Origin of the sequence: Fluviicoccus sp., assembly GCF_030646115.1 — a bacterium.
Taxonomy (GTDB): domain Bacteria; phylum Pseudomonadota; class Gammaproteobacteria; order Pseudomonadales; family Moraxellaceae; genus Fluviicoccus.
On the sequence record NZ_JAUSMX010000032.1, the window covers coordinates 100,646 to 123,832 of the forward strand.

General features: G+C 60.9%; 22 protein-coding genes. 8 read left to right on the forward strand and 14 right to left on the reverse strand.

The window, feature by feature from the left end; translation table 11 throughout:
- The gene (locus Q7T36_RS17575) at nt 1-1,341 is read right to left on the reverse strand and encodes a diguanylate cyclase (RefSeq protein WP_304851891.1); all 1,341 of its coding nucleotides are present in this window, start codon (nt 1,339-1,341) and stop codon (nt 1-3) included.
- A 15-nt stretch (nt 1,342-1,356) separates the two neighbouring features.
- Nucleotides 1,357-2,616, reverse strand: a complete 1,260-nt coding sequence (locus Q7T36_RS17580; RefSeq protein ID WP_304851894.1) for a diguanylate cyclase — start codon at nt 2,614-2,616, stop codon at nt 1,357-1,359.
- A gap of 218 nt (nt 2,617-2,834) precedes the next feature.
- On the opposite strand from Q7T36_RS17580, the gene Q7T36_RS17585 reads away from it, so the two are divergent.
- Nucleotides 2,835-5,117 carry a YgiQ family radical SAM protein gene (locus Q7T36_RS17585; protein WP_304851897.1) on the forward strand — a complete coding sequence of 761 codons (2,283 nt, stop codon included), beginning with the start codon at nt 2,835-2,837 and terminating at the stop codon, nt 5,115-5,117.
- A gap of 53 nt (nt 5,118-5,170) precedes the next feature.
- On the opposite strand, the gene Q7T36_RS17590 is transcribed toward Q7T36_RS17585, so the two are convergent.
- Complete coding sequence (locus Q7T36_RS17590; protein WP_304851900.1) at nt 5,171-5,371, reverse strand: hypothetical protein; 201 nt, start codon at nt 5,369-5,371, stop codon at nt 5,171-5,173.
- Between the two features lie 54 nt (nt 5,372-5,425).
- On the opposite strand from Q7T36_RS17590, the gene Q7T36_RS17595 reads away from it, so the two are divergent.
- Nucleotides 5,426-6,382 carry a TerC family protein gene (locus tag Q7T36_RS17595; RefSeq protein ID WP_304851903.1) on the forward strand — a complete coding sequence of 319 codons (957 nt, stop codon included), beginning with the start codon at nt 5,426-5,428 and terminating at the stop codon, nt 6,380-6,382.
- 128 nt (nt 6,383-6,510) lie between these two features.
- On the opposite strand, the gene Q7T36_RS17600 is transcribed toward Q7T36_RS17595, so the two are convergent.
- Nucleotides 6,511-7,380: an NAD(P)-dependent oxidoreductase gene (locus tag Q7T36_RS17600; protein WP_304851906.1), complete on the reverse strand. Its 870-nt coding sequence runs from the start codon at nt 7,378-7,380 to the stop codon at nt 6,511-6,513.
- A 107-nt stretch (nt 7,381-7,487) separates the two neighbouring features.
- Between Q7T36_RS17600 and Q7T36_RS17605 the strand changes: the two genes are divergently transcribed.
- Nucleotides 7,488-8,360 (forward strand): MBL fold metallo-hydrolase, encoded by an 873-nt coding sequence (locus Q7T36_RS17605; RefSeq protein ID WP_304852051.1) that lies wholly within the window; start codon nt 7,488-7,490, stop codon nt 8,358-8,360.
- A gap of 345 nt (nt 8,361-8,705) precedes the next feature.
- Here the strand turns inward: Q7T36_RS17605 and Q7T36_RS17610 are convergent, their stop codons facing one another.
- Both Q7T36_RS17610 and ettA read right to left on the reverse strand, forming a co-directional pair.
- Nucleotides 8,706-9,503, reverse strand: a complete 798-nt coding sequence (locus Q7T36_RS17610; protein WP_304851909.1) for a crotonase/enoyl-CoA hydratase family protein — start codon at nt 9,501-9,503, stop codon at nt 8,706-8,708.
- Between the two features lie 158 nt (nt 9,504-9,661).
- A complete protein-coding gene (gene ettA / locus Q7T36_RS17615; RefSeq protein ID WP_304851911.1) occupies nt 9,662-11,323 on the reverse strand; it encodes an energy-dependent translational throttle protein EttA in 1,662 nt (553 codons plus the stop codon).
- Nucleotides 11,324-11,534: 211 nt separating this feature from the next.
- Here ettA and Q7T36_RS17620 point away from each other — a divergent pair, with 211 nt between their 5' ends.
- Entirely contained in the window at nt 11,535-12,020 is a 486-nt protein-coding gene (locus Q7T36_RS17620) for a C40 family peptidase (protein WP_304851914.1), read from the forward strand.
- A gap of 3 nt (nt 12,021-12,023) precedes the next feature.
- Here Q7T36_RS17620 and Q7T36_RS17625 read toward each other — a convergent pair whose 3' ends face one another.
- On the reverse strand, nt 12,024-12,839 hold the full coding sequence (locus tag Q7T36_RS17625; RefSeq protein ID WP_304851917.1) for an ABC transporter substrate-binding protein: 816 nt from the start codon (nt 12,837-12,839) through the stop codon (nt 12,024-12,026).
- 185 nt (nt 12,840-13,024) lie between these two features.
- On the opposite strand from Q7T36_RS17625, the gene glyA reads away from it, so the two are divergent.
- From glyA to Q7T36_RS17640, 3 genes are all read left to right on the forward strand, one after another.
- Nucleotides 13,025-14,278, forward strand: coding sequence for a serine hydroxymethyltransferase (gene glyA / locus Q7T36_RS17630; RefSeq protein ID WP_304851920.1), 1,254 nt, complete (start codon nt 13,025-13,027; stop codon nt 14,276-14,278).
- Between the two features lie 85 nt (nt 14,279-14,363).
- Complete coding sequence (locus Q7T36_RS17635; RefSeq protein WP_304851923.1) at nt 14,364-14,921, forward strand: hypothetical protein; 558 nt, start codon at nt 14,364-14,366, stop codon at nt 14,919-14,921.
- Nucleotides 14,922-15,103: 182 nt separating this feature from the next.
- Entirely contained in the window at nt 15,104-15,601 is a 498-nt protein-coding gene (locus tag Q7T36_RS17640) for a bacteriohemerythrin (protein ID WP_304851927.1), read from the forward strand.
- Between the two features lie 70 nt (nt 15,602-15,671).
- On the opposite strand, the gene Q7T36_RS17645 is transcribed toward Q7T36_RS17640, so the two are convergent.
- From Q7T36_RS17645 to Q7T36_RS17675, 7 genes are all read right to left on the reverse strand, one after another.
- Nucleotides 15,672-16,484 carry a sterol desaturase family protein gene (locus Q7T36_RS17645; RefSeq protein WP_304851931.1) on the reverse strand — a complete coding sequence of 271 codons (813 nt, stop codon included), beginning with the start codon at nt 16,482-16,484 and terminating at the stop codon, nt 15,672-15,674.
- An 81-nt stretch (nt 16,485-16,565) separates the two neighbouring features.
- Nucleotides 16,566-17,873 carry a tetratricopeptide repeat protein gene (locus Q7T36_RS17650; RefSeq protein WP_304851934.1) on the reverse strand — a complete coding sequence of 436 codons (1,308 nt, stop codon included), beginning with the start codon at nt 17,871-17,873 and terminating at the stop codon, nt 16,566-16,568.
- Nucleotides 17,873-18,817, reverse strand: a complete 945-nt coding sequence (locus Q7T36_RS17655) for a DUF3617 family protein (protein WP_304851937.1) — start codon at nt 18,815-18,817, stop codon at nt 17,873-17,875. Before Q7T36_RS17655 ends, Q7T36_RS17650 begins: the two co-directional genes overlap by 1 nt.
- 175 nt (nt 18,818-18,992) lie before the next feature.
- Nucleotides 18,993-19,700, reverse strand: a complete 708-nt coding sequence (locus Q7T36_RS17660; RefSeq protein WP_304851940.1) for an START domain-containing protein — start codon at nt 19,698-19,700, stop codon at nt 18,993-18,995.
- Between the two features lie 135 nt (nt 19,701-19,835).
- Complete coding sequence (gene nemA / locus Q7T36_RS17665; protein WP_304851944.1) at nt 19,836-20,933, reverse strand: N-ethylmaleimide reductase; 1,098 nt, start codon at nt 20,931-20,933, stop codon at nt 19,836-19,838.
- A 70-nt stretch (nt 20,934-21,003) separates the two neighbouring features.
- Nucleotides 21,004-21,726, reverse strand: a complete 723-nt coding sequence (locus tag Q7T36_RS17670) for an rRNA pseudouridine synthase (protein ID WP_304851948.1) — start codon at nt 21,724-21,726, stop codon at nt 21,004-21,006.
- A gap of 54 nt (nt 21,727-21,780) precedes the next feature.
- Nucleotides 21,781-22,125, reverse strand: coding sequence for a HopJ type III effector protein (locus Q7T36_RS17675; RefSeq protein WP_304851952.1), 345 nt, complete (start codon nt 22,123-22,125; stop codon nt 21,781-21,783).
- A 269-nt stretch (nt 22,126-22,394) separates the two neighbouring features.
- On the opposite strand from Q7T36_RS17675, the gene Q7T36_RS17680 reads away from it, so the two are divergent.
- Nucleotides 22,395-23,150, forward strand: coding sequence for an SDR family NAD(P)-dependent oxidoreductase (locus Q7T36_RS17680; protein ID WP_304851955.1), 756 nt, complete (start codon nt 22,395-22,397; stop codon nt 23,148-23,150).
- Nucleotides 23,151-23,187: the final 37 nt, after the last annotated feature.

A 23,187-nucleotide genomic window follows, 5' to 3' on the forward strand; every position in this document is an offset into this window, starting at 1 on the left:
TCACGGCTTGCCGGGCAGGTGGTCCTTGACGATGTCCATCAGAATGATGTCATCCACGTTGTAGGTGGGAGACACCATGGGCTGCAGGCAGGCCATGCGATGGCGGCCGCGGCTTTTGGCTTCGTACAACGCCCGATCCGCTTCTTCCAGCAGCAGGTTGGCGCCGCTGCGCTCCGTCGGCACCATGCAGGCCAAGCCGATGCTGATGGTGACATGGAAGGCGGCATCCGAGGTGTGGTGCGGAATGGCCAGGGCATCCACGGCCGCCAGCAGGCGGTCACCCACTTCCATGGCGCCCTGGACATCGGTATTGGGCAGCAGCACGACAAATTCCTCGCCACCGTAGCGCGCCACGATATCCCCCGGGCGCAGCAAGGCCTGACGCATGGCTCTTGCTACCTGTTTCAGGCATTCGTCACCCGCAGCGTGGCCATAAGTGTCGTTATAACGCTTGAAGAAGTCCACGTCCATGAACAGGATCGACAGCGGCTGTTCTTCGCGGCGGCCGCGTTCCCATTCCCGGGCCAGGAACTCATCGAAGGCGCGGCGGTTGGCGAGGCCGCTCAAACCGTCCTTGCTGGCCATGGCTGACAGGTGGTCATTGACCTGGGCCAGTTCTTCCGTCTTGATGGCCACCAGCACTTCCTGCAGAAAACCCAGCCGCTCGCGCCGTTCCACAAAGAAAGCGATGACGCACAGGACAATGCCGATCAGCAGATAGGCATGACCGGCTTGCAGCCAGGGTGTCTGCCAGCCTGCCGCCAGCGCTGCAACCAGCGCCGCCAAGCCGGAGCCCAGCAGGATGCCGCTGCTGACCTGCCAGCGCAAGCGCATGCTGTAGCAGACCAGGATCATGGTCATGATGACGTTGTAGGAGGCATGGATATTCGAGGTGTCATCCGGATAGGCCAGCCCGGACGCCAGCAACAGGAACAGGATCAGGGATGAGACCGGCGCCACCACATAGCCATAAATGAAACGGTGGGACGACGGCAGGTAGGCGGTCAGGTTGGCGGCGAGGATGACTCCTCCAATCAGCCAAACCGTGCCTTGCCACAGCGGAAAGCGGTTGTCCAGCAACAGCGCCGGGTAAACCGCCTGCGTTCCGCCGATCAGCACCAAGAACAATAACGCCCAGAGGATGGCCGCCACCTTGAAGATGGCGCTGAATTCAAACAGCCGCTTCATGCGGAAGCAGCTCTCCAGTCCCGGGCTGAAACTGATGAACAGGGGGTTGTCGCGAATCAGCCCGTGTACCGTCAGTGGCAGGGAGGGGGTGTCGCGGATCAGCTTGCCCAGTGCTTCTTCAAGGGCCACGGTGGCGGTCAGGTTCTGGGACAAGGTCTGGATTCCTGCTCAGCGGGTTGACAGGAAATATTGGTGGCGGCCGCGCTCTTTGGCCTGATAGAGGGCATCATCCGCCCGCTTGATGAATTCCTTGAGAGTCAGCAGATTGTCGGGAATCAGGTGCGAAATGCCGATGCTGAGCGTGACAAAACTGGCCGCCTTTGAACGGCTGTGGGGCAGGGCGAGGGCGTCCACGTGCTTGAGGATGCGCAGGGCGACATCAATGGCGCCGTCCCGGTCAGTATTGGGCAGCAAGACCACGAACTCCTCGCCGCCATAACGACCGGCCAGATCAGCCGGGCGGCGCAAGGCTGCCTTGATGGTCTGGGCGACCCGGCGCAGGCAGACATCGCCGATATTGTGGCCGTAGGTGTCGTTATAGAGCTTGAAAAAGTCGATATCCATATAGAGGATGGCCATGGATTGCTGGTCGCGCTTGGCGCGATCCCATTCAATCTGCATGGTCTCATCAAAGCCCCGGCGGTTGACCAGGCCGGTCAGCGGGTCTTCGCGGGCCATCCGGTCCAGCGCCCGGTTCAGGCGGTCCAGTTCCACCGTCTGGTGCGAGACCATCAGCTCCTGTAGAAAGGCCAGGCGTTCCTGACGCTCCATCAGTCCCACAATCACCAGTGTCGCCAGCGAACCCAGTCCGAAGTAATGCGACAACTTCAGGAGGTCAAAGCTCCAGTTCAGTGTCATGGCCGCCAGCATGGTAATGGAGGCGGAAATAATGACGATCATCACGCAGACCGGGAACAGCACCCGGATGCCGAAACAGATGATGGTGGTGATGATGATGACGTCATAAGCAGCATGCTGGGAAAAATTCTTGTCATAGGAGCTGATGCTGGCCAGCAGGATGCAACTGAGGATGACGGTGCTGGTCGGCGCCGCCATCCACTGGAAGTTCCTGACAAAAAAGGGCTTTTCCGCAAACAGCATGACGCACGCCAAGGCGATGGCGATGGGAAGGAAGCAGTATTTCACCAGGAACATGTCATTGGCAAAGACGGCGTTCGGGAACTGGCTGATCGCAAAGTAGGTGATCAGGCCGAACATCAGCAACAGCAGGGGCTTGCCGGCCATCAGGATGCGCAGGTATTCATCCGCCCGCTTTGAATAGAACATCGTTTCGATGTCGTTTTCAAAATAGAGGAAGAACGGACGATGCTTCAGCGTGTCCTGTATGTATTCCAGCTTCTTGGCGCTGAATAATTGGGGCTGGTTTCCGGCCGAAGCTTCGGCCTTGTTCGTCTCTGCACTATCCACGTTTATACCTTGTTGCCCTGGTTCGTGATGGGGTTGCGAGATCATTTGTTGTTATTCGGCCACAAGCCGGGCCTCAGGCAGCAATCCTATCCGACGAACGGCATGCTTTTCGCGACTGGTTTTAGGGTTGCTTAAATATCACGCAGCATCCGGACGGTCAATCCTTTTCATCCCGGACTGAGGTACAATGCGCTGCTGAATTTTTGAGTAGTTCCTGCATGTCCGCCGTACGTCCCGCCACCCAGGCATCCGCCTCGTCCCCTGTTCCCCTCTTCGGCCACGACAAATACTGGGCCGAATGTTTCGGCAGCGCGCCATTTTTGCCCATGAGCCGGGCCGAGATGGACCAGCTGGGCTGGGATGCCTGCGACATCATTATCGTCACTGGCGATGCCTATGTCGACCATCCCAGCTTCGGCATGGCAATCATCGGCCGTTTGCTGGAAGCACAGGGCTTCCGTGTCGGCATCATCGCGCAGCCGGACTGGAATTCCGCCGAGCCGTTCAAGGCGCTGGGAGAACCGACGCTGTTCTTCGGTGTGGCGGCGGGGAACATGGACTCCATGATCAACCGTTACACGGCCGATCGCAAGATCCGCTCTGACGACGCCTATTCGCCGGGCGGCGAGGGCGGACGCCGTCCCGATCGCTGTTCCATCGTTTACGCCCAGCGCACCCGCGAGGCCTATCCGCATGTGCCGATTGTCATGGGCGGTATCGAGGCCAGCCTGCGCCGCATCGCCCACTATGACTACTGGCAGGACAAGGTGCGCCGCTCGCTGCTGCTGGACGCCAAGGCCGACATCCTCGTTTACGGCAACGCCGAGCGCGCCATTGTCGAGGTGGCGCACCGGCTGGCCAAGGGCGAGAACATCCGCGACATCACCGACCTGCGCGGCACCGCCTTCCTGCGTCGCGACACGCCGGAGGGCTGGTTTGAGCTGGAATCGACCGATGTCGACCATCCCGGCCGCGTCGATCCGATCATCAATCCGTATGTGAATACGCAGGACACCGAGTCTTGTGAAGTCGAAAAGCAGAAGTCCGACGCCTCGCCGGTCAATATCGACAGTGAAGTGCAGGTAGTGACGCTGCGCCCCGGCAATGCGCTCAAGCATCGGATGCCGCCGCGCGACAAGACCGTGATCCGCCTGCCGTCCTACGAGCAGGTCAAGGGTGACCCGGTGTATTACGCCCACGCCAACCGCGTGCTGCACCTGGAAACCAATCCCGGCAACGCCCGTGCGCTGGTGCAGCGTCATGGCGACCGCGAAGTGTGGATCAACCCGCCGCCCATTCCGCTCAGCACCGAGGAAATGGACTACGTCTTCGACCTGCCGTACGCGCGGGTGCCGCACCCGGCGTATGGGGATGCGCGCATTCCCGCCTACGAGATGATCCGTTTCTCGGTGAACATCATGCGCGGCTGCTTCGGCGGCTGCACCTTCTGTTCCATCACCGAGCACGAAGGCCGCATTATCCAGAACCGTTCCGAAGACTCCATCATCCGCGAAATCGAGCAGATGCGCACCGTGCCGGGGTTCACCGGCATTGTCTCTGATCTGGGCGGTCCCACCGCCAACATGTACCGGCTGGCCTGCAAGTCGCCGAAGATCGAGGCTGCCTGTCGCAAGCCGTCCTGCGTCTACCCGGACATCTGCGACAACCTCGGCACCGACCACTCGCATCTGATCGAACTCTACCGCCGCGCCCGCAAGCTGCCGGGGGTGAAGAAGATCCTGATCGGTTCCGGCCTGCGCTACGATCTGGCGGTGCGTTCGCCCGAATATGTGCGTGAACTGGTGACGCACCATGTCGGCGGCTACCTGAAGATTGCGCCCGAGCACACCGAGGGCGGTCCGTTGTCGAAGATGATGAAACCCGGCATCGGCGCCTTTGACCGCTTCAAGCAGATGTTCGACCGTTTCTCCAAGGAAGCGGGCAAGGAACAGTACCTGATTCCGTACTTCATCGCGGCGCACCCCGGCACCACCGATGCCGACATGATGAATCTGGCGGTCTGGCTGAAGAAGAACGGTTTCCGCGCCGACCAGGTGCAGACCTTCTACCCCTCGCCGATGGCCACCGCCACGGCCATGTACCATTCCGGCAAGAACCCGCTGCGCAAGGTGACGCGCGACAGCGAGACGGTGGATATCGTCAAGGGCGACCGCCGCCGCCGTCTGCACAAGGCCTTCCTGCGCTACCACGACCCCAACAACTGGCCGCTGCTGCGCGATGCCTTGAAAGCCATGGGCCGTGCCGACCTGATCGGCAACGGCAAGCACCATCTGATCCCCACCTACCAGCCGGTGATGGACGGGACTTACCAGACGGCGCGCAAGAAGAACTCGTCGGTGGAGCAGGGCAAGTCGCAAAAGGTGACGGCGAAGAAGGGACGCATCCTGACCCAGCATACCGGCCTGCCGCCGCGTGAAACCGGCGCGGGCAAAGCGCCCATGGTCCCGAAACGGCCGGTGAAGAAACGTACCAGTCGTTAAGGAAAACCAAAGGGCGCGGAATTCGCGCCCTTTTTGTACGTGTAATCGCCCGGTTAAAAGCGTTGCGCTTTTGTTTTGTCCAGCTTGCAAGCCGGCTCATTTTCCATATAGTCAAAGCTCATCTCCATGGGGAGTAGCTTCCCTGGCGCGACATCGTCAATACGTTGCCTTTCGGCAGCCGGTGTCGCCGCAGCCTGTTGTTTCCGCTGCAAGCAAGACCGTGGATGGCGTTTGCCATCGGTCGTGCCTGTCATTCCTGACTTTTCCGGTGGCAATCCTTTTAAACCTTGAACAAGGGGGATTTCCCGATGGAAACCATTGCTACACCTTTACTTTGGGGCGCCTTCGCGCTCAGTGTCGTAGTTGCACTGTGGGTGGACTTTGCCGGGCTGAAAAGCCGTGGCAAGGAAGGTGTCACTTTCCGCAGCGCATTGAACTGGTCGCTGGTCTGGTTCACGCTGGCGCTGGCCTTCGGCGGCCTGCTGTGGTGGGAGCTGAGCGGCACGCTGGGCAGTGAACTCGCCAATGAGCGCACGCTGGAGTACTTCACCGGCTATCTGGTTGAAAAGTCGCTGGCGGTAGACAACGTCTTCATTTTCCTGCTGATATTCAGTTATTTTGCGCTGCCGGTGCATTTACAGCGCCGGGTGCTGCTGTACGGGGTGCTGGGCGCCATCATCCTCCGCGCCATCATGATCTTCATTGGCGGCTGGCTGATTGCCGAATTCCACTGGATTCTCTATGTGTTCGGCGCGTTCCTGGTGCTGACCGGTGTTAAGATGTGGCAGGCCGCGCATGAAGAGCCCTCGCTGGAAGACAACGCCCTGCTGAAGTGGCTGAAGAACCATATCCCGATGTCGAAGGACTATGACGGTGAGAAGTTCTTTATCTGGGAAAACGGCAAGCGCGTGGCGACGCCGTTGTTCCTGGTGCTGATCTTTGTGGAGTTGAGCGATGTGATGTTTGCCGTAGACAGCATCCCGGCCATCTTCGCCATCACCAGCGACCCCTTCATCGTACTGACCTCCAACATCTACGCCATCATGGGCCTGCGCGCCATGTACTTCATGCTGGCCGGGGTGGCGGACCGTTTCAGCCTGCTGAATTACGGCCTGGCGGTGATCCTGGTGTTTATCGGCACCAAGATGCTGTTGCTGGACGTGGTGAAGGTGCCGGCGCTGGTGTCGCTGGCGGTGATTGTGACCATCCTGACGATCACTGTTTACCTGAGTCTGCGCAAGACTCAAAAAACCTTTGGGTCTTGATGGTTTCTTCTCTTCACCTCCCGTAGGGGCGCATCGCATGCGCCCTCGCGAACGAACACCCCCTGTAGGTCGGGCTTAAGCCCGACACCGCTCTCCGATCGAAGGGTGTTGTCGGGTTGAAACCCGACCTACAGGGTCTTGAACAACCGCACCACCGAGCTCAAATCCTCCAGTCCCGCCCCTTTACCCGCATGCTGCCTCAGCAACTGCGACGCCAGCGCCGACACCGGCACGCTGCTCAGATGTTCCTTGGCCAACGCCACCGCATTATCCAGATCCTTCAGCAAGGTATTCACCTTCCACTGCACCGGCTCGAAGCTGTCCGTCGCCATGCGTGGTGCAAGTATCTGGAAGGGCAGGGAGTCTGCAAACCCTCCGGCCAGAGCCGGGGCCAGTTTGGTGGCGTCCACGCCGGCCTTGGCGGCCAGCGCCACCGTTTCTGCGATCAGCAAGGCATTGCCGGCGACAATCATCTGGTTGCAGATCTTGGTGATCTGGCCGCTGCCCACCGGGCCCATGTGCGTCAACCGCTGCGACAGGTGCGCGGCAATCGGCCGCAGGCGCTCCACCGCTTCCGGTCGGCCACCCGCCATGATCACCAGCATGCCGCTTTCCGCACCGCCGACACCACCGGATACCGGCGCATCCACCCAATCCACGCCTTTGGCCGCCAGACGGGTGGCGAAGTCGCGGGTTGCCTCGGGGGTGATGCTGGAGAAGTCCACGATCAGTTGGCCGTGGCGTAAGAACCCGGCCAATCCGTGTTCTCCGAACAATACGGCTTCTACGGCGGCGGTATCCGCCAGACAGAGCAGGATGACGTTGCAGCGGTCAGACATCCCGGCGAGACTGGCCGCGATACGGGCACCCTGATCGGCGAGGGCGTCACATTTGCCGGGCGACCGGTTCCAGACCTCGACTGAATGGCCTGCGGCCAGCAGCCGGGCGGCCATGCGACTGCCCATCAGACCTATGCCGACAAAACCAAGATGTTCCATGACGCGCCTCCGGAGCAGGGGTAAACCGGGATTCTACCTGCCTTGCAGCGGTCATCACAAAGGGCGATGATGGAAAGATAGGTACTCAATTCCCGAGGATCGACATGCTGAAAAAATGGCTGGGCCTGACTGCGCCGGAGGCTTCCCTGTACAGCGCACCGCTGCCTGCGGGCGAGGGCTGGCTGGAGATGACCTATCTTGGCACGGCCGGTTTTGTGTTGAAGACGCCGCAGCGGACCGTGGTGCTGGATCCGTATCTGAGCCGCGCCAATATCCTGGATACGCTGACCAAGCCGCTGCATGTGCAGCCGGGACTGTTGAGCAAGCACATACCCCACGCCGATGACGTGCTGATCGGGCATGCCCACTACGACCATATTCTGGATGCGCCTGCGTTATGCAAGATGACCGGGGCGCGGTTGATCGGTTCGGTGGCGGCCTGCAATGTCGGTCGGGCGGCGGGCTTGCCAGAGTCACAACTGGTGGAGACGCACGGGCGGGAGGATATTGCCTGCGGAGCGTGGACGGTGCGCGGGCTGCCGTCGATTCACGGCAAGGCGATTTTCGGGCGGATTCCCTTGCCGGGCGACATGCTGACGCCGCCGCCGTGGCCGCCGCGCTTTCACCAGTTGAAGCACGGGCAGGTGCTGAACTGGCTGGTGGATACCGGGTCGCTGAAGGTGGTGCATATTGATTCGGCGGATTTCATTCCTTCCGAGTTGCAGGGGATTCAGGCGGATGTGGTCTGCCTGTGCGCCATCGGGCGGAAGTATCGGCCGGATTATGTGAAGGAGGTGGTGGCCTTGCTGAAGCCGAAGTGGATTGTGCCTTGCCATTGGGACACGATGTTTACGCCGTTTGAGGCGGAGCCGGAGATGATTCCGGGGGTGGATTTGGCGGGGATGGTGAGGGAGATTGAGGCGGAGGGGGTGACGGCGGTTGTTATGCCGATGCGGGGGAAACAGGTCTTTTCCCGCTGAATTTTCCCTGATCCGTAGGGGCGCAGTGCGTGCGCCCTTGCATTCGGACAAAACGGTGTAGGTCGGGCTTCAGCCCGACATGTTGCTCCCGTTGCAGAGGTTATCCGCCTGCCGCGGGCCCTACTTTTCTCTTGGGAAAAGTAGGCAAAACCGCGTCCTTCGCCAAAACTCGCGAGCCGCCGGTTCGCTGTTTGACGGTATCGCTTCAATCACTTCGTTATCCGACCCGCCGCTCAAACAGTTGGCTGCGGACCGCTTGTTTTGTGCTGCAGGTAGCCTGGTTCCGTAGAGAATCCCCCTCTCCCCTTGTGGGAGAGGGTCGGGGAGAGGGGTGCGGAAAGTTGATCAGTCAAACTGCCTCTCCACATACCCCAGTTCCGGCTGTTTCGCCCGTTTTCCGGCAATCTTGAAGTTCTTGCCCAGCAGTAGCCGCCGTTGCCACTTCTTTTCCAGCGCCAGTGTTTCGGCGTCGCCTTCGCTGACCATGGCGTTCAACACGCGTTTGGCGGCGAGGACGGCGTCGGGGGAGCGGGTGCAGATTTCGGCGGCGAGTTCGAGGGCTTTGCCCATCGGGTCGTCGCTGACGTGGCTGATCAGGCCGGCGGTCTTGGCGTCGGCGCCGTTGACGATGCGGGCGGTCATGGTCAGTTCCTTGGCCATGTCCAGGCCCACCAGGCCGCGCAGGGTGACGCTGACGGCCATGTCGGGAACCAGGCCCCAGCGGGCTTCCATAATGGCCAGTTGCGAGTCCGGGGTGGCGATGCGGAAGTCAGCGCCCAAGGCCAGTTGCATGCCCGCGCCGAAGCAGTGGCCGTGGATGACGGCGATGACCGGCACCGGCAGGTCGCGCCAGATCAGGAACACGCGCTGGAACAGGTTGGGGCCGGGGCGGCTCAGTTCCCACATCGCGGTGAGCGAGTTCTTGGGGCTGCGCAGGTCGTTGAGGTCAATACCGGCGCTGAAAGAGGTGCCTTCGCCGGTCAGCAATACGGCGCGGACAGAGCGCTGTTCCTTCAGTTCTTCGCCAATGCGCAGCAGTTCGCGCAGCAGGTCAAAGCTCATGGCGTTGCGCTTGTCAGGGCGGTTGAGGCGTACTTCCACCACGTTGTGCGGGTGGGTGATGATCTGGACGAGGTCGGTCATGGCTTTCTCGTAGAGCTTGCGGTGTGGGCGAGAGATTGCACGGATTCTGCCGGTCTGGCAATGCGTTTGAACCGGCAGTCATGGGCGGCAAGGTCAATACCACCTCAAAAAAAACCGGACGCCAAAGCGTCCGGTTCTTGAATCAGGGAGGCGAGCTTTTAGCCGCCAATCTTCTTGTACTTGATCCGGTGCGGCCCCGAATCCTTGCCCAGCTTGGCTTTACGCCACGCTTCGAATTCGGTGTAGTTGCCATCGAACCAGTCCACTTCATCGCCTTCAAAGGCCAGGATGTGGGTGGCGATCCGATCCAGGAACCAGCGATCGTGGGACACGCACATGACCACGCCGGGGAAGGTGAGGATGGCGTCTTCCAGGGCGCGAAGGGTTTCCACGTCCAGGTCGTTGGAAGGTTCATCGAGCAGGATGACGTTGGCGCCCGCCTGCAGGATCTTCGCCAGTTGCAACCGGTTGCGTTCACCGCCGGACAGCTCTCCAACGCGCTTCTGCTGGTCGGAGCCCTTGAAGTTGAAGCGGCCGATGTAGGCGCGCGACGGCATTTCAAAGTCACCGACCTTGAGGATGTCCAGCCCGCCGGAGACTTCTTCCCAGACGGTCTTGTTGTTGTCGAGGTTGTCGCGTATCTGGCCGATGTAGGCGATCTTGACGCTGTCGCCGACAATGACTTCGCCGGTGTCGGGCTTCTGTTCGCCGGTGATCATGCGGAACAGCGTGGTCTTGCCCGCGCCATTTGGGCCGATGATGCCGACAATGGCGCCCTTGGGCACGGTGAAGCTGACGTTTTCGTACAGCAGGCGGTCTTCAAAACCCTTGCTGATGCCGCGCACATCCACCACCACATCGCCCAGACGCGGTCCGGGCGGAATGTACAGCTCCTGGGTTTCGTTGCGCTTCTGGAATTCCTTGCTGGACAGCTCCTCGTAAGCGGCCAGACGCGCCTTGCTCTTGGCCTGGCGCGCCTTCGGGTTCTGTTGCACCCACTCGGTTTCCCGCTTCAGGGCCTTGTAGTGGGCTTCTTCCTGCTTGTCTTCCTGTTCCAGGCGGGCGGTCTTCTGCTTCAGCCAGGAGGAATAGTTGCCTTCATAGGGAATGCCGTAGCCACGGTCCAGTTCCAGGATCCAGTCCGCGACGTTGTCGAGGAAGTAGCGGTCGTGGGTGATGGCGACGATGGTGCCGGGGAAGTCCTTGAGGAAGCGTTCCAGCCAGGAGACGGATTCGGCGTCCAAATGGTTGGTCGGTTCGTCCAGCAGCAGCATGTCGGGTTTGGACAGCAGCAGGCGGCACAGCGCCACGCGGCGGCGTTCACCGCCGGACAGCTTGCTGACGTCGGTATCCCACTCCGGCAGGCGCAGTGCATCGGCAGCCTGTTCCAGCGTGTTGTCGAGGTTGTGGGCGTCCCAGGCCTGGATGATGCCTTCCAGCTTTTCCTGTTCCACGGCCAGCTTGTCGAAGTCGGCGTCTTCCATGGCGTATTCGGCAAACACTTCATCGAGGCGCTTCAGGGCGTCCAGCGCTTCACGCACGCCGTCTTCCACGTTACCGCGCACGTCCTTGGTCGGATCGAGTTGCGGTTCCTGTTCGAGGTAGCCGATCTTGATGCCGGTCTGGGCGCGGGCTTCGCCCTGAAAGTCCTTGTCCACGCCCGCCATGATCTTCAGCAGCGTCGACTTGCCGGAGCCGTTCAGACCCAGCACGCCGATCTTGGCTCCGGGGAAGAAGGACAGCGAGATGTCCTTGAGGATTTGACGTTTCGGCGGCACGAGCTTGGAAACGCGGTTCATCGTGTAGATGTATTGCGCCATGGGGAATACGACCTGTGGTGGTGCTGGAAAAATGGCGCACAGTATAACGCTAACCGCTGCAAAACCGCAGGTTTGCCGAGGGGGTAACCGGCCATCAGGACATGTTCTGTTACAGACTGGATGGCCGGACGGGTTACCGGTAACGCTGTCAATGGGGTAGTTTCGGGAAATATTCGAGCAAAATGATGATTTTCCGATGAATTGGCGCCGGATGACACCCCGATTTGCCGTACTGCTGCTGACCATGTTTGCGCTGTTCGGCTGCACAACCAGCCGCGCCAGCATGCCCCATGCCGCGCTGCCCTATGTGTCCGGCGAGGACATGCTGATCTCCGCCTACAGCCTGATGGGTACGCCTTACCTGCCCGGCGGCAATACCCCGGCAGAGGGCTTTGATTGCAGCGGTTTCGTGCGTTATGTGCTGCTGGAGAATGGAGTGTCGCTGCCGGAGCGGTCTTCCGAAGACATGTACCGGGCAGGCTGGCGGCCGGTCAGCCGCGATGCCCTGAAGCCGGGTGATCTGGTGTTCTTCCAGACCGGCCGCCAGTCGCGGGTCAACCATGTGGGTATCTATGTCGGTGACGGCCAGTTCATCCACGCCCCGGCGCGCGGCGGTGCGGTGCGGGTGGAAAGCCTGTCGCTGCCCTACTGGCAAAGCGCGTGGAGCGGCGCCCGCCGTGTTGCGGAAGGCGGTTAAACCTTATTCCAGCCGCTCCCGGCAATCGGGAGTGGCCACTTGGTACTGGCGGGCCAGTTCGGCCTGAGTGCCGCTGCGGCGCAACTGATCCAGGGTTTTCCGCAGGTTGGCGTAGAGCAGGGGGGCGTTTTCAGCCTGCCTGGAAACCGCCAGCCGGTAGGATTTGCTCATGCCGCCCAGCTCAATGCACCCCAGCGGGGCCGACGTGTATAGTCCCATGACCTTGCCCCGCGCCAGAACGGACGCCTCAATCAGCAGGAAATCGCAGGCTTGGCGTTGCAGTTTGTTCAGGGCGTCCTGGATGGAGTCCGCCCGCTGCAGGGTCAGCTGGGCAGGCAGGTTGCCGTAGTTGTAGTCCTTCACTCCGCAGGTCTTCCATCCCTTCAGGTCCGCCATCTGCCGGATCGGAACGCTGTGTGGAAATCGGGACTGGGTGTACATCAGGGTGTAGTGCAGTTTGTAGATGGGGTCGGTGAACAGCAGGTATTCCCGGCGTTCGGGCGTGGAACTGATGTCCCAGACCAGGTCGCAACGCTCGGCGGCGAGCGTGCTCCGGGCTTTCTGGTGGACCATGGCCCAGGGCAGGCGGTGTATCCGGAATTCCTCCCCCAGGGCATTCAGGGCCAATGACGCCAGTTCCACGGTGAAGCCTTTGAGTGCGGGCGGCGCGCCGGAGCCGGAGTCTTGAAGGAAGGAGTAGGGCGGCCACGGATTCTCGTCAATGCAGACGTTGAGCGGCGATGCCTTGGCTTGGCCGGTTACGGCCATCAGGGTCGCCAGAAATAGAAGCAGGCCTTGCAGGGCCCGGGGCATGCGCATGACAGTTTTCCTGTCCGGATTCTGATTAAAGTATAGGCATTTTCCGCCAATCCGGCGCTGACTTCTTGTGAATTGGCGGCGCGTTGCGGCGAACTGTCGGCATGGATGTTGAAAAGCGCTTTCCGCCGCCGCCTGTCATGGTAAAATATGTGCCTTCGTCCGCCAGTCCCCTCGTGAGAGCCTCCATGTTCAGTAACACCACCCTTTCGCAATTCGACCCCCAGCTGGCCCAGGCCATTGCCCAGGAAGACGCCCGCCAGGAGGCCCACATCGAGCTGATCGCCTCTGAAAACTACTGCTCGCCCATGGTCATGGCCGCTCAGGGTTCGAAGCTGACCAACAAGTATGCCGAAGGCTATCCCGGCAAGCGCTATTACGGCGGCTGCGAATTTGCGGATGTGGTGGAAACCCTGGCCATTGAACGCGCCAAGGAACTGTTCGGCGCCGACTACGCCAACGTGCAGCCGCACTCCGGTTCCCAGGCCAACGGCGCGGTGTTCCTGGCGCTGCTGAACGCCGGCGACACCGTGCTGGGCATGAGCCTGGCCCACGGCGGCCACCTCACCCACGGCGCCAAGGTCAACTTTTCAGGCAAGACCTACAACGCCATCCAGTACGGCCTGAACCCGATTACCGGTGAAGTGGACTACGACGAAGTCGAGCGTCTGGCCGTTGAGAACAAGCCGAAGATGATCATCGCCGGTTTCTCTGCCTATTCGCGCGTGCTGGACTGGAACCGTTTCCGTGAAATCGCCGACAAGGTGGGCGCGTACCTGATGGTGGACATGGCCCACGTGGCCGGTCTGGTCGCCGCCGGTGTGTACCCCAACCCGGTGCAGATCGCCGACGTCACCACCACCACCACCCACAAGACACTTCGCGGCCCCCGCGCCGGTCTTATCCTGGCCCGCAAGAACGAAGAAATCGAAAAGAAGCTGAACTCTGCCGTGTTCCCCGGCAACCAGGGCGGCCCGCTGATGCATGTCATCGCCGCCAAGGCCGTCTGCTTCCTCGAAGCCATGCAGCCCGGTTTCACCGAATACCAGAAGCAGGTCGTCAAGAACGCCCAGACCATGGCCGCCGTGTTCATGAACCGCAGCTATGACGTGGTGTCCGAAGGCACCGACAACCACCTGTTCCTGGTGTCGCTGATCGGCCGTGAAATCACAGGCAAGGACGCAGACGCCGCGCTTGGCAAGGCTGGCATCACCGTCAACAAGAACGCCGTGCCCAACGACCCGCGCTCGCCGTTTGTCACCTCCGGCATCCGCATCGGCACCCCGGCGGTCACCACCCGCGGTTTCGGTGAGGCGGAAGTGGCGCAACTGGCGCACTGGATGTGCGACATCCTCGACAACCACACCGATGAGGAAGTTATTGCGCGGGTTGCCAAGCAGGTGCACACCATTTGCCAGCAATTCCCGGTCTATCCTGCCTGATTGGCCGACGGATTGTGGTAAAAGAAAAAGGCGCACTCCGGTGCGCCTTTTTTGTTGGCTGATTATAAAAAGACGAGGAGCGAGCATGACCGGGCATCAGATGGCGGGCATCTACCGTATCGAGGGCGATTGGACACTGATTGAGATCAAGCTCAGCGAAACCAACCAGTTGTTCAATTCCATGGACCCGTCTCCATTCCGGGAACGCGACCTGGACCCGGACGCGGCGGCCTACATCATGGATGCCCTGCGGGAACTGCACGGACATGCCAAGGTCAAGCTGGTGGTCTATTTTCCGGGACCGCATGAGGCCGGGCTGGGGGTCATGATCCATGAGTCCATCCGCAATTATTTCAGCTATCGCGAGCGCGCCGCCCGGTTTGCCGTGCGTCAGAAATTGCGGTTGGGGCGCAGCAGTCTGCTGGTCGGGCTGGTCTTCCTGGCACTGTGCAGCGTGTTGCGCCTGCTGTTGCCGGGTCAGGATGTCAGTGCGAAAACCCTCGGCGAGGGCTTGCTGATTGTAGGCTGGGTGGCCATGTGGAAGCCGCTGGAAATCCTGTTGTATGAATGGTGGCCGTTGCTGGCGGATGCAAGATTAGATGCGAGGGCCACCGCCTTGCATGTGGAGGTGCGTGAAGGGTAAGCACGGTGATTCTGACGACGGTGTGCCGGATTCTCCGGCAATGCCAGCCCGTTTACGGATTTCTCCTTGATCTCTGTCATATGAGGCCAACCAGTTCACAAATTACTGACAGTTAATTTGACATTATAACTTATGTGGTCTTAAATCTTTGCCAATCCCTTCCCCAGCCGCTGAGGCCCGTCATGGCATCTACTGCCCCCGCTGATCTGTTCCAATGGTCCGATGATTTCAACGTCAACATCCAGGAAGTCGATGAACAGCACAAGGTACTGGTGGATCTGCTGAACCAGTTGCACCGCGCCATTATGGAACACCGTGGCAAGGCTGCCTCCCGCGTCATTCTTGACCAGCTGGCCGACTACACCCGCACCCACTTCCTGCTGGAAGAGAGCCTGATGCGGGTGCTGCATTATCCCGGTCTGGAAATTCACAAGCAGCAGCATGAAGACCTGATCAAGCAGATTCATGAGTTGCAGCACAAGCTGGACCATGAAAACGTCACCATCACCTTTGAGCTGCTGCACTTCCTGAAGATGTGGCTGATCCAGCACATCAACGAAAGCGACAAGCGTTTCGGGGATTTCTTCGCCAAGTCCCAGAATCTGCAGCAATACCAGACTTGGAACAAGGAAGTGGAACAGACGATGACCAAAAAGAAATGGTGGTGGAAGTTCTGGTAAACCGCCAAGTTTCATTGCGAAAAAAACGGGCCGTCTTGACGGCCCGTTTTTTATGGGTGGTTATCCGGTATCACGACCGGTCCTGCACTGCAGAGGGCTTGGCGCGTGCCTGCCGACGTTCGTTGCGCCAGGCCTCATAACCCCGCGCATAGGTCCCCCAGAACCGGTCCAGATAGGGCAGGAAACCGGCGTAATTACCCTGATACTGCGAGTGATGAAAGTCGTGATAGCCCGCGCCTTCGTACAGCGGGAGGATATGGCCGGGATTCCACGGGAAGACGTAACCGCAATGGCCGTCCGCCGCCTCGAATTGGCGGATCACGATCCAGATCCACAACACGTAGAGATGCGCCCCCACCAGCCACGGCCCCACCAGCGCCAGCGTGCTGATGATGACAAATTCCAGCAAGTGGAAATAGTTGCCGTTGATGGCGCTGGTCTGGCGGATGCGGTGATGCACGCTGTGCACGTGCTTCAGCAGCCAGCCCTTGTGCATGGCGCGGTGCACCCAGTAGTACAGGAAATCGTCCAGGAAGATGAAAAACAGCAGTTGGGCAATAATGATGTACCAGGCAGGCAGCTCACCAAGGTGAATCGGAGTCAGGCGCATCCACGGCCAGCTCAGCACCAGGATCACCACCATCACGGCATTGTTGAATAACAGCCGCCCGATGGTCGGTCCCAGCCATTTTGGGACGTCAAATGGTTTGTCCTGAACCTTGTATCTGGACAGTGAAGGCGGGTCGATCCACGCAAGGACGGTGTAGGGGATGGCAAACAGCAGGAAGGTGCTGAAGCTGATGGCCAGCGTCGCCATCGGATACAGCCAGAACATCGGTTCCTGGTACCAGCCGGTAATGGTGGCGATAAGGTCGGGCGGCATGACGTTCTCGGTTTGTTTTGATTATCGAGTCAGTGTAGTTCGGGATGGCGGGGCGGGCTTGCCGGTTTGCGCCAATGCCGGTCAGGGCGGGTGCGGCGGATGCTTCAGGAAATAGAGATTGGCTGCGGCGCGGGTGCTGCGTGGGTCCAGCCGCATCGCTTCGGTGAAGGCAAGGCGAGCGCAGTTGGGCCGTCCTTCCTTCTGGCAGGCGATACCCAGATTGTTCCAGACCCGGCTTTTGCCCGGTGACTGTTCGGCGGTGCGCGCCCACAGGGCGGTGGCGCTGTGGTAATCCTCGTTGCGGATCTGCAGGGCGGTGATCAGCAACGGCAACAGCAGCCATAACAGGCAACGTCCGGCGCGGACCGGTTGCAGCAGGCTGCCCGCAGCCCACGCCAGACCGATCAGCGCCGGGTAGAGGTGACGGTCACTGGCCACATCCAGTCGCGGCATGAGGCTGTTGGTGGGCGCCAGCATCAGGAAGAACCAGAGCAGCCCGCCCGCCGTCCACGAACGCCGGGCTACGGTAGACCACAAGGCGAGGCTGACGATCAGCAGCCAGCCCGCGCCCCAGAGCCAATGCACCATCGCGGGGGACGACGGCACGGCCAAGTCCGGGTCGAGGTTGGGCGTCAGCCGCAGCGGGCCGGTGACAAAGTAACGCAGAGCCTCAATCTGGGCCAGCCCTTGTGCGGCAGGCGGGCGGGTGGCCAGGCTGACATCGATCAAGCGCCGGAAATGCGGTTCTATCAGGAAGATCAGTGCGGCGACGGCCACGACAGTGAGTGTCGGCCATAACTGCCGCAGGATATCCTGAGCCTTGCGACCCTGAAGCCACAATACCAGCGCAAAGGCCGCCGGAAATATCCAGGCCGTTTCACGCACGGCCAGCGCCGCCAGGGTACACAACGCCGCCAGCGCGGCCCGTTGCGGGTGATGTCCGGCCAGCAGCCACAGCCCCGCCAGTAGGCCTGTGGTGGATAACGATACCGAGCGCCCGGCGATGTAGGTCACGGCCTCGGTCTGCGCCGGATGCATGAACCAGAGCAGGGTCACCGCCAGTTGCACCGGCTTTGCCAGCCGGCCGGTGCGGCCCAGCCACGCGTACAGCAACCCGCCATTCAGGGCATGGATCAGCAGGTTGGTCAGGTGGAAGCCGAACGGGTCTGGAGCCAGCGTCCAGTTCAGGGCATAGCTGAGCTTGAGCAGGGGGCGGATGCCCGGCAGCGACCGCCACCAGGCTTCCAGGCTGTGCACCGCCGGCTGATCGACAATGACATTGTAGTCATCGAACTGGAAGGGCCCGGACAGGGCGGGCAGCCACAGCAACAGCGCAACAACCGGCAGCAGCCATGGCCACGCCGGTTGCCGCTCCAAGTGGCTGGTCATCAGCGACCGAACAGGCCCCGCAGCTTGTTGAGGCCTTCGATCGCCTTCATGCCCTGATCGAGGGTGTTTTCGGTTGCGGCGGCCGGTTTGCGCGGAAGGTAGTGGTCGCAGAGGCCTCTCATGCCGCGGCGCGGGTCATCCTGAGACATACCGGTGAAGATCATGCCCGGACATTCCTTCTGGGCAACGGCAGCCAGTTCTGCATCTTCTCCGCACAGCTCCCAGGCGGCGTCCCAGCGTTTCCGGTTTTTGGCGGCGGAGCAGGCCTTCTGTTGCAGGGCTCCGGCATCCTGTCCGCAGTAGCCCGCCACGCCATCCAGCTTGCTTTCCTGCTTCAGTTCCATGAAGGCGACCGGGTCGTCGGCGCGTTGCGCAAGCGCCTTGCAGATGTTGGTCTTCAGGTTGGGGCAGGTCTGGTTCATGTACTCACTGCCCTGCCAGGAGAGATTTTCAACCATCTGCTGGCACATCATATTGGTATAGGCCACCTGATTGGCCTGGGCATTTTGAGCTTGGGCCTGAATGGCGCGGACGTTGACGCTGTCGCCGGTGCAGGGGCCGGTCTTACGACCGGCGTAGGCCAGGTTCATGTCCATGCGTTGGCCGTCCATCTTGGTATAGGCCTTGAGACTGCCTTTGTAGCTGTTGCCGCTGTAGGTGATCTGGCCGTCACCGGACATGGCTTGCGGGCCGGTGCATTCGATATGAAAGCTGCTGGTGTTGCCGGTGGACTTGAAATTGCTGACCTTGCAGTTCTTGTCGGCGGGCACCATTTTCTGCTTCGACTGCTCCCCTGGCGGCACGCAGATTTTGGTGGTAGTTGGCGGTACCTGGAACGGCATGCCGGCCATCTCGACCGAAGTGGTGACTTCCCACTGCTCATCCGCCAGGGCGTGGGTGGCCAGCAGGCCAAGGATCAGGGTCGTAACGAAGCGGGTTTTCATGGCGTTACCCCTCCAGGGGAGAACAGTGAGTGTCTTTTCGTGATTCTATGCCTGCCCCGAATCAGCGGCAATAACCATTTTCCGCGTGAGGTTTATAGCGCCGGAATGTGCGGTATGGAGAAATGGAGGGCATGAAAAACCCGCCATGAAGGCGGGTTGGACGGGGTGGGAGTCGTTAATCCCGAACCTTGAACGGCATGGGGTCCTTGGGGTTTTTGAAACGCTCGGTCTGAACCACGCGTTGCAGGCCCATGACGGTGTAATACGGCGCCTGACGTTGCACGGCGTTGATCGCCCAGGCGGGAACGTATCCGCCCGGATCAATGTAACCTTCAACTTCTTCCCGCGTGCTGCCGTCAGGCTGGGGAGTCCATTTGATCACCATGTCTTCGGCGTTCATGCGAACCATGCCGGCGCGTGGCGGCATGTAGTCCGGCTTGGCTTCCAGGATGAACAGCGCGTAACCCTTCCGGCTGGTCCAGGGTTCGATTTTGGCATGAATGATGGCGTCACGCGGGGGCAGGCCCACCGGGGCGCGGTGCACCACGTAATAATAGAATTCCGTGTCGGAGACTTTTTTCAGGATGCGGCTTTCCTGAACTTCCCAGAACCATCGCGGGTAATACTCAATGTCGGTATAGGCACGCGCTACGGCTTCCAGCGGAGCGTCGATGATCAGGTCCAACTTGAAGGAGCGGTATTTCTTGTCGTCGTCGCGCTTGTCCCAGGCCTTGATGTTCTTGCGGGAGTCATTCTTGATCAGCCGCCACTCGCTGCCGAGTCCGGGGCCGCGCAGTTCGTCCAGATCCTTGTCAGCGAAGGCGGGGAGGGAAGCCAGGCCGATAAATGCAGCCAAGGTGAGAACGGCGGTTTTTTTTATCATGTAATTTACCCGTCGAGGTCTGATAGTTATAGAAAGAGGTTACGCGCTAAGCTTAGCGGCGACAAGGCCATTCCTTATCTCGAAACCGCCATCTGTCATGAAACGGCAACCGTCCATCCTGTTGCCGTAACACCGTCAGGCCAGGGCTGGGTAGTCGGTATAGCCTTCCTCGCCGCCGCCATAGAGGGTGGCGGGGTTGAGCAGGGCCAGCGCCGCACCGGTGCGGAAGCGTTCCGGCAGGTCCGGGTTGCTGATGTAGGGACGGCCGAAGGCGGCGGCGTCAATGTAGCCCTTGGCCAGCAGGGCCTCGGCTTTCTCCACCGTGTAATTGCCCGCGCCGATGATGATGCCGGGGAAACGGTCGCGCAGCGCCTGGCGGAATTCGTCGGTGTGCGCCGGGCCGCCCGCCCAGTCCGGTTCCGACAAATGCAGGTAGGCAATATGGCGCTTGCCCAGTTCTTCAGCCAGATACAAGCCCATCTCCAGCCCGGCAGAGTCGTCCAGGCCGTTGAAGGTGCCCAGCGGCGAGATGCGGATACCGACATGGTCGGCGTCCCAGGCGGCGATGCAGGCGTCCACCACTTCCAGCGTCAGGCGGGCGCGGTTTTCCACGGAACCGCCGTAGGCGTCGTCACGCAGGTTGCTGACGGCGGACTGGAACTGGTGCAGCAGATAGCCGTGGGCGGCGTGAACTTCCACCAGGTCGAAGCCGGCTTCACGCGAATTGACCGTAGCCAAGCGGTAGGTTTCGATCAGGCCGGGAATTTCATCGGTTTGCAGGGCGCGCGGCGTGTCGCAGGCGACGCGTTGCGGCTTGCCGTCTTCACCCCGGATGGTGGTCTTGTTTTCGTAGGGAATGGCGGAAGCCGAGACCGGCAGCTGCTGGTCCGGTTGCAGCAAATGGTGGGAAACCCGGCCCACATGCCACAGCTGGATGGCAATGTGTCCGCCCTCGTCATGCACGGTCCGGGTGATTTCCCGCCAGGCCTGCACTTGTTCGGCGCTATAAATGCCGGGGGTGCCCATGTAGCCCTTGCCTTGCGGCGACACTTGCGTGGCTTCGCTGATGATGAGACCGGCATTGGCGCGCTGGCGGTAGTATTCGGCCATCAGCGGCAGCACCGGTACGTCGCCGGGCTCGCGGCTGCGCATGCGGGTCAGCGGGGCCATGAAGATGCGGTTGGGCAGGGACAGCGGGCCCAGGCTAACGGGGGTGAAAAGCTTGCCGGTCATGGAGCGGTTCTCGGGGTCGGGAGTGGTGAGGCCTCCGACTATACGAGCAACCGTGCCGGGTGGGTAGGGGTCAGAAGCGTTCGTAGCCCAGCAGGTAGCGCCATTGCCCCGGCTGCAACCCGGCCATGGGCAGGCGGCCAATGCGGATGCGTTTCATGGCTTCGATTTCCAGCCCCACCTCCCCGCACATCCAGGCGATTTGTCCCGGTTGGTTGTCCTTGAGCGCAAAGCGCAAGCGGTTTTCGCTCTGGCGGCTCACTTTCATCGGCGGAATGGCCCAGTCTTCATAGACCAGGCCGTAATTCAGCAGGGCCAGTGCATCCGGCGTCAGCTCACCCTTGAAGGTGACAATGTATTCCTGCTCGATTTGCGCGGCGTCGTCTTCCAGCTTGCGCAAGATGCGCCAGTCCTGGGTGTAGACCGTCAGGCCTTCGGCATCGGTTTCCAGCGGCAGCGGCGAGGAGAGGCGGGTGAAGTGCCGTTTCAGCGGCCGCAGGCCGGAACGGTCCTCGGGCAGCAGTGCTTCCGGCGTCACCAGTTTCAGCGCCGGGTTCGGGCCATCGCCCGACTGGTAGCCGGACAGTTTGTTGAGCAGGATCGTGACCGGCGGCAGCGGTTCGGCCCGGGCACCGGGCAGCAGTTCCACGGTCTGGTCCTGCACCCGGAAATGGGCTTCGTCCACGACTTCGCCGTCCACCAGCACCCAGCCGCCTTCAATATAGAGTTCGGCATCACGGCGCGAGCAGGGCAGCAGTTCGGCCAGGCGTTTGGAGAGACGGACGGGTTCAGTCATGGTGCATAAGTCATTGGGAAGCGGATGCTGCATTGTACCCGATGCCGCCCGGTTTCAGGACTTGGCCTTCAACGGCTCGCCGTCAAAGCGGATACCGGCCCAGCCGTCGGCCATGAAGCGGCGGATGTTGCCGTGCGAACTGCCTGCCGGGTCGGTCAGCACATCGCGGTAATGGCGGCCGAAGCAGCGCAGGGTGTCTTCCGCATTAAGGCCGTTCAGCGCGGCGAACGCGAAGATGCGGCAGGAACCTTCGTTTTGCCCCGCTTCGCTGACCAGGGTGTCGGTCAGGCCGTTGCTGAAGCGGGTGGGGGTGTAGTCGTAGAGGGTGTTGATCAGGGTGATGGTGTCTTCAAAGTCGGTTTCACCGGCGCGCAAACGGGTCAGAAAATCGGTCAGCATGGGGCATCCTTCATCAAATGGACAAGAATCTGTCACGAACGGTTTATGAGCGGCCGCTAGTTTAACGCTTGCAGGACCAACGGCAACCGCAAACGGATTCAGCCATGGACGGAGTGAGGCGGGTCAATCGGCGACAGGGAAACCGTTGGAGCCAGTGAGGGAGCTTTGAATTCCCGCTTGATACGGAGTTGCAGCCTGCAACTCCGTTTTTTTTGCGCCGGCTGTGGCAGAATCGGACGCACTTTTTCTGACCGGACCGGAGAGTCATCGTGGGCAAGAACGTCATTATTACCGGCGCTTCCAGCGGCATTGGCGAGGCGCTGGCGCGGGCCTTTGCGGCCAAGGGTTACAACCTGGGGCTGGCGGCCCGTCGCACTGACAAACTGGAAGTCCTGGCCCGCGCGCTGGAAGATGCCCACGGCGTCAAGGTGGTGGTCACTGCGCTGGATGTGCAGCAGGATGAGACCGTACCGGACGCCATCAATGCGCTGGCGCAAGGGCTGGGTCCGGTGGACATTGTGGTGGCCAATGCCGGGATTACGGGGGTGCGCCGCAGCGGCAGCGGTGATCTCAGTGTCGACAAGGCGGTGTTCCAGACCAACATCATCGGGGCGGTGGCGACGCTGGATGCGGCCACCCGCATCTTCAAGGCGCAGGGTTTCGGGCATCTGGTGGGCATTTCCTCGGTGTCCGCCTTCTTCCCCATTCCCGGCAGTGCGGCCTATTCTTCCAGCAAGGCGGCGCTGACCAACTACATGAATGCCATGCGCCTGGAACTGGCCAAAAAGAAGATTGCGGTGACGGTGATTCACCCCGGCTTTATCAAGACCGACATTGCACCGGGCATGGACAAGTATCCCTTCGTGATTGAAGCCGATGCGGCTGCGAAGCAGATGCTGGCGGCGATTGAGGCGAAGAAGACCAATGTGATTGTGCCGGCCATGCCGTGGAAGCCGGTGAAGGGGCTGATAAGCCTGGTGCCGGATTCGCTGATGACGATGCTGGTCACCCGCTTCATGAAGTAATCATCGGGGCCGGGCAGTGACGCTCCGGCCCGTCGCC

What these genes read in the sequence shown, in the direction of transcription:
- Q7T36_RS17585 (WP_304851897.1), top strand. Translation starts at nt 2,835, where the DNA reads ATGTCCGCCGTACGTCCCGCCACCCAGGCATCCGCCTCGTCCCCTGTT.
- Q7T36_RS17590 (WP_304851900.1), bottom strand. Translation starts at nt 5,371, where the DNA reads ATGACAGGCACGACCGATGGCAAACGCCATCCACGGTCTTGCTTGCAG.
- Q7T36_RS17595 (WP_304851903.1), top strand. Translation starts at nt 5,426, where the DNA reads ATGGAAACCATTGCTACACCTTTACTTTGGGGCGCCTTCGCGCTCAGT.
- Q7T36_RS17600 (WP_304851906.1), bottom strand. Translation starts at nt 7,380, where the DNA reads ATGGAACATCTTGGTTTTGTCGGCATAGGTCTGATGGGCAGTCGCATG.
- Q7T36_RS17610 (WP_304851909.1), bottom strand. Translation starts at nt 9,503, where the DNA reads ATGACCGACCTCGTCCAGATCATCACCCACCCGCACAACGTGGTGGAA.
- ettA (WP_304851911.1), bottom strand. Translation starts at nt 11,323, where the DNA reads ATGGCGCAATACATCTACACGATGAACCGCGTTTCCAAGCTCGTGCCG.
- Q7T36_RS17620 (WP_304851914.1), top strand. Translation starts at nt 11,535, where the DNA reads ATGACACCCCGATTTGCCGTACTGCTGCTGACCATGTTTGCGCTGTTC.
- Q7T36_RS17625 (WP_304851917.1), bottom strand. Translation starts at nt 12,839, where the DNA reads ATGCGCATGCCCCGGGCCCTGCAAGGCCTGCTTCTATTTCTGGCGACC.
- glyA (WP_304851920.1), top strand. Translation starts at nt 13,025, where the DNA reads ATGTTCAGTAACACCACCCTTTCGCAATTCGACCCCCAGCTGGCCCAG.
- Q7T36_RS17635 (WP_304851923.1), top strand. Translation starts at nt 14,364, where the DNA reads ATGACCGGGCATCAGATGGCGGGCATCTACCGTATCGAGGGCGATTGG.
- Q7T36_RS17640 (WP_304851927.1), top strand. Translation starts at nt 15,104, where the DNA reads ATGGCATCTACTGCCCCCGCTGATCTGTTCCAATGGTCCGATGATTTC.
- Q7T36_RS17645 (WP_304851931.1), bottom strand. Translation starts at nt 16,484, where the DNA reads ATGCCGCCCGACCTTATCGCCACCATTACCGGCTGGTACCAGGAACCG.
- Q7T36_RS17650 (WP_304851934.1), bottom strand. Translation starts at nt 17,873, where the DNA reads ATGACCAGCCACTTGGAGCGGCAACCGGCGTGGCCATGGCTGCTGCCG.
- Q7T36_RS17655 (WP_304851937.1), bottom strand. Translation starts at nt 18,817, where the DNA reads ATGAAAACCCGCTTCGTTACGACCCTGATCCTTGGCCTGCTGGCCACC.
- Q7T36_RS17660 (WP_304851940.1), bottom strand. Translation starts at nt 19,700, where the DNA reads ATGATAAAAAAAACCGCCGTTCTCACCTTGGCTGCATTTATCGGCCTG.
- nemA (WP_304851944.1), bottom strand. Translation starts at nt 20,933, where the DNA reads ATGACCGGCAAGCTTTTCACCCCCGTTAGCCTGGGCCCGCTGTCCCTG.
- Q7T36_RS17670 (WP_304851948.1), bottom strand. Translation starts at nt 21,726, where the DNA reads ATGACTGAACCCGTCCGTCTCTCCAAACGCCTGGCCGAACTGCTGCCC.
- Q7T36_RS17675 (WP_304851952.1), bottom strand. Translation starts at nt 22,125, where the DNA reads ATGCTGACCGATTTTCTGACCCGTTTGCGCGCCGGTGAAACCGACTTT.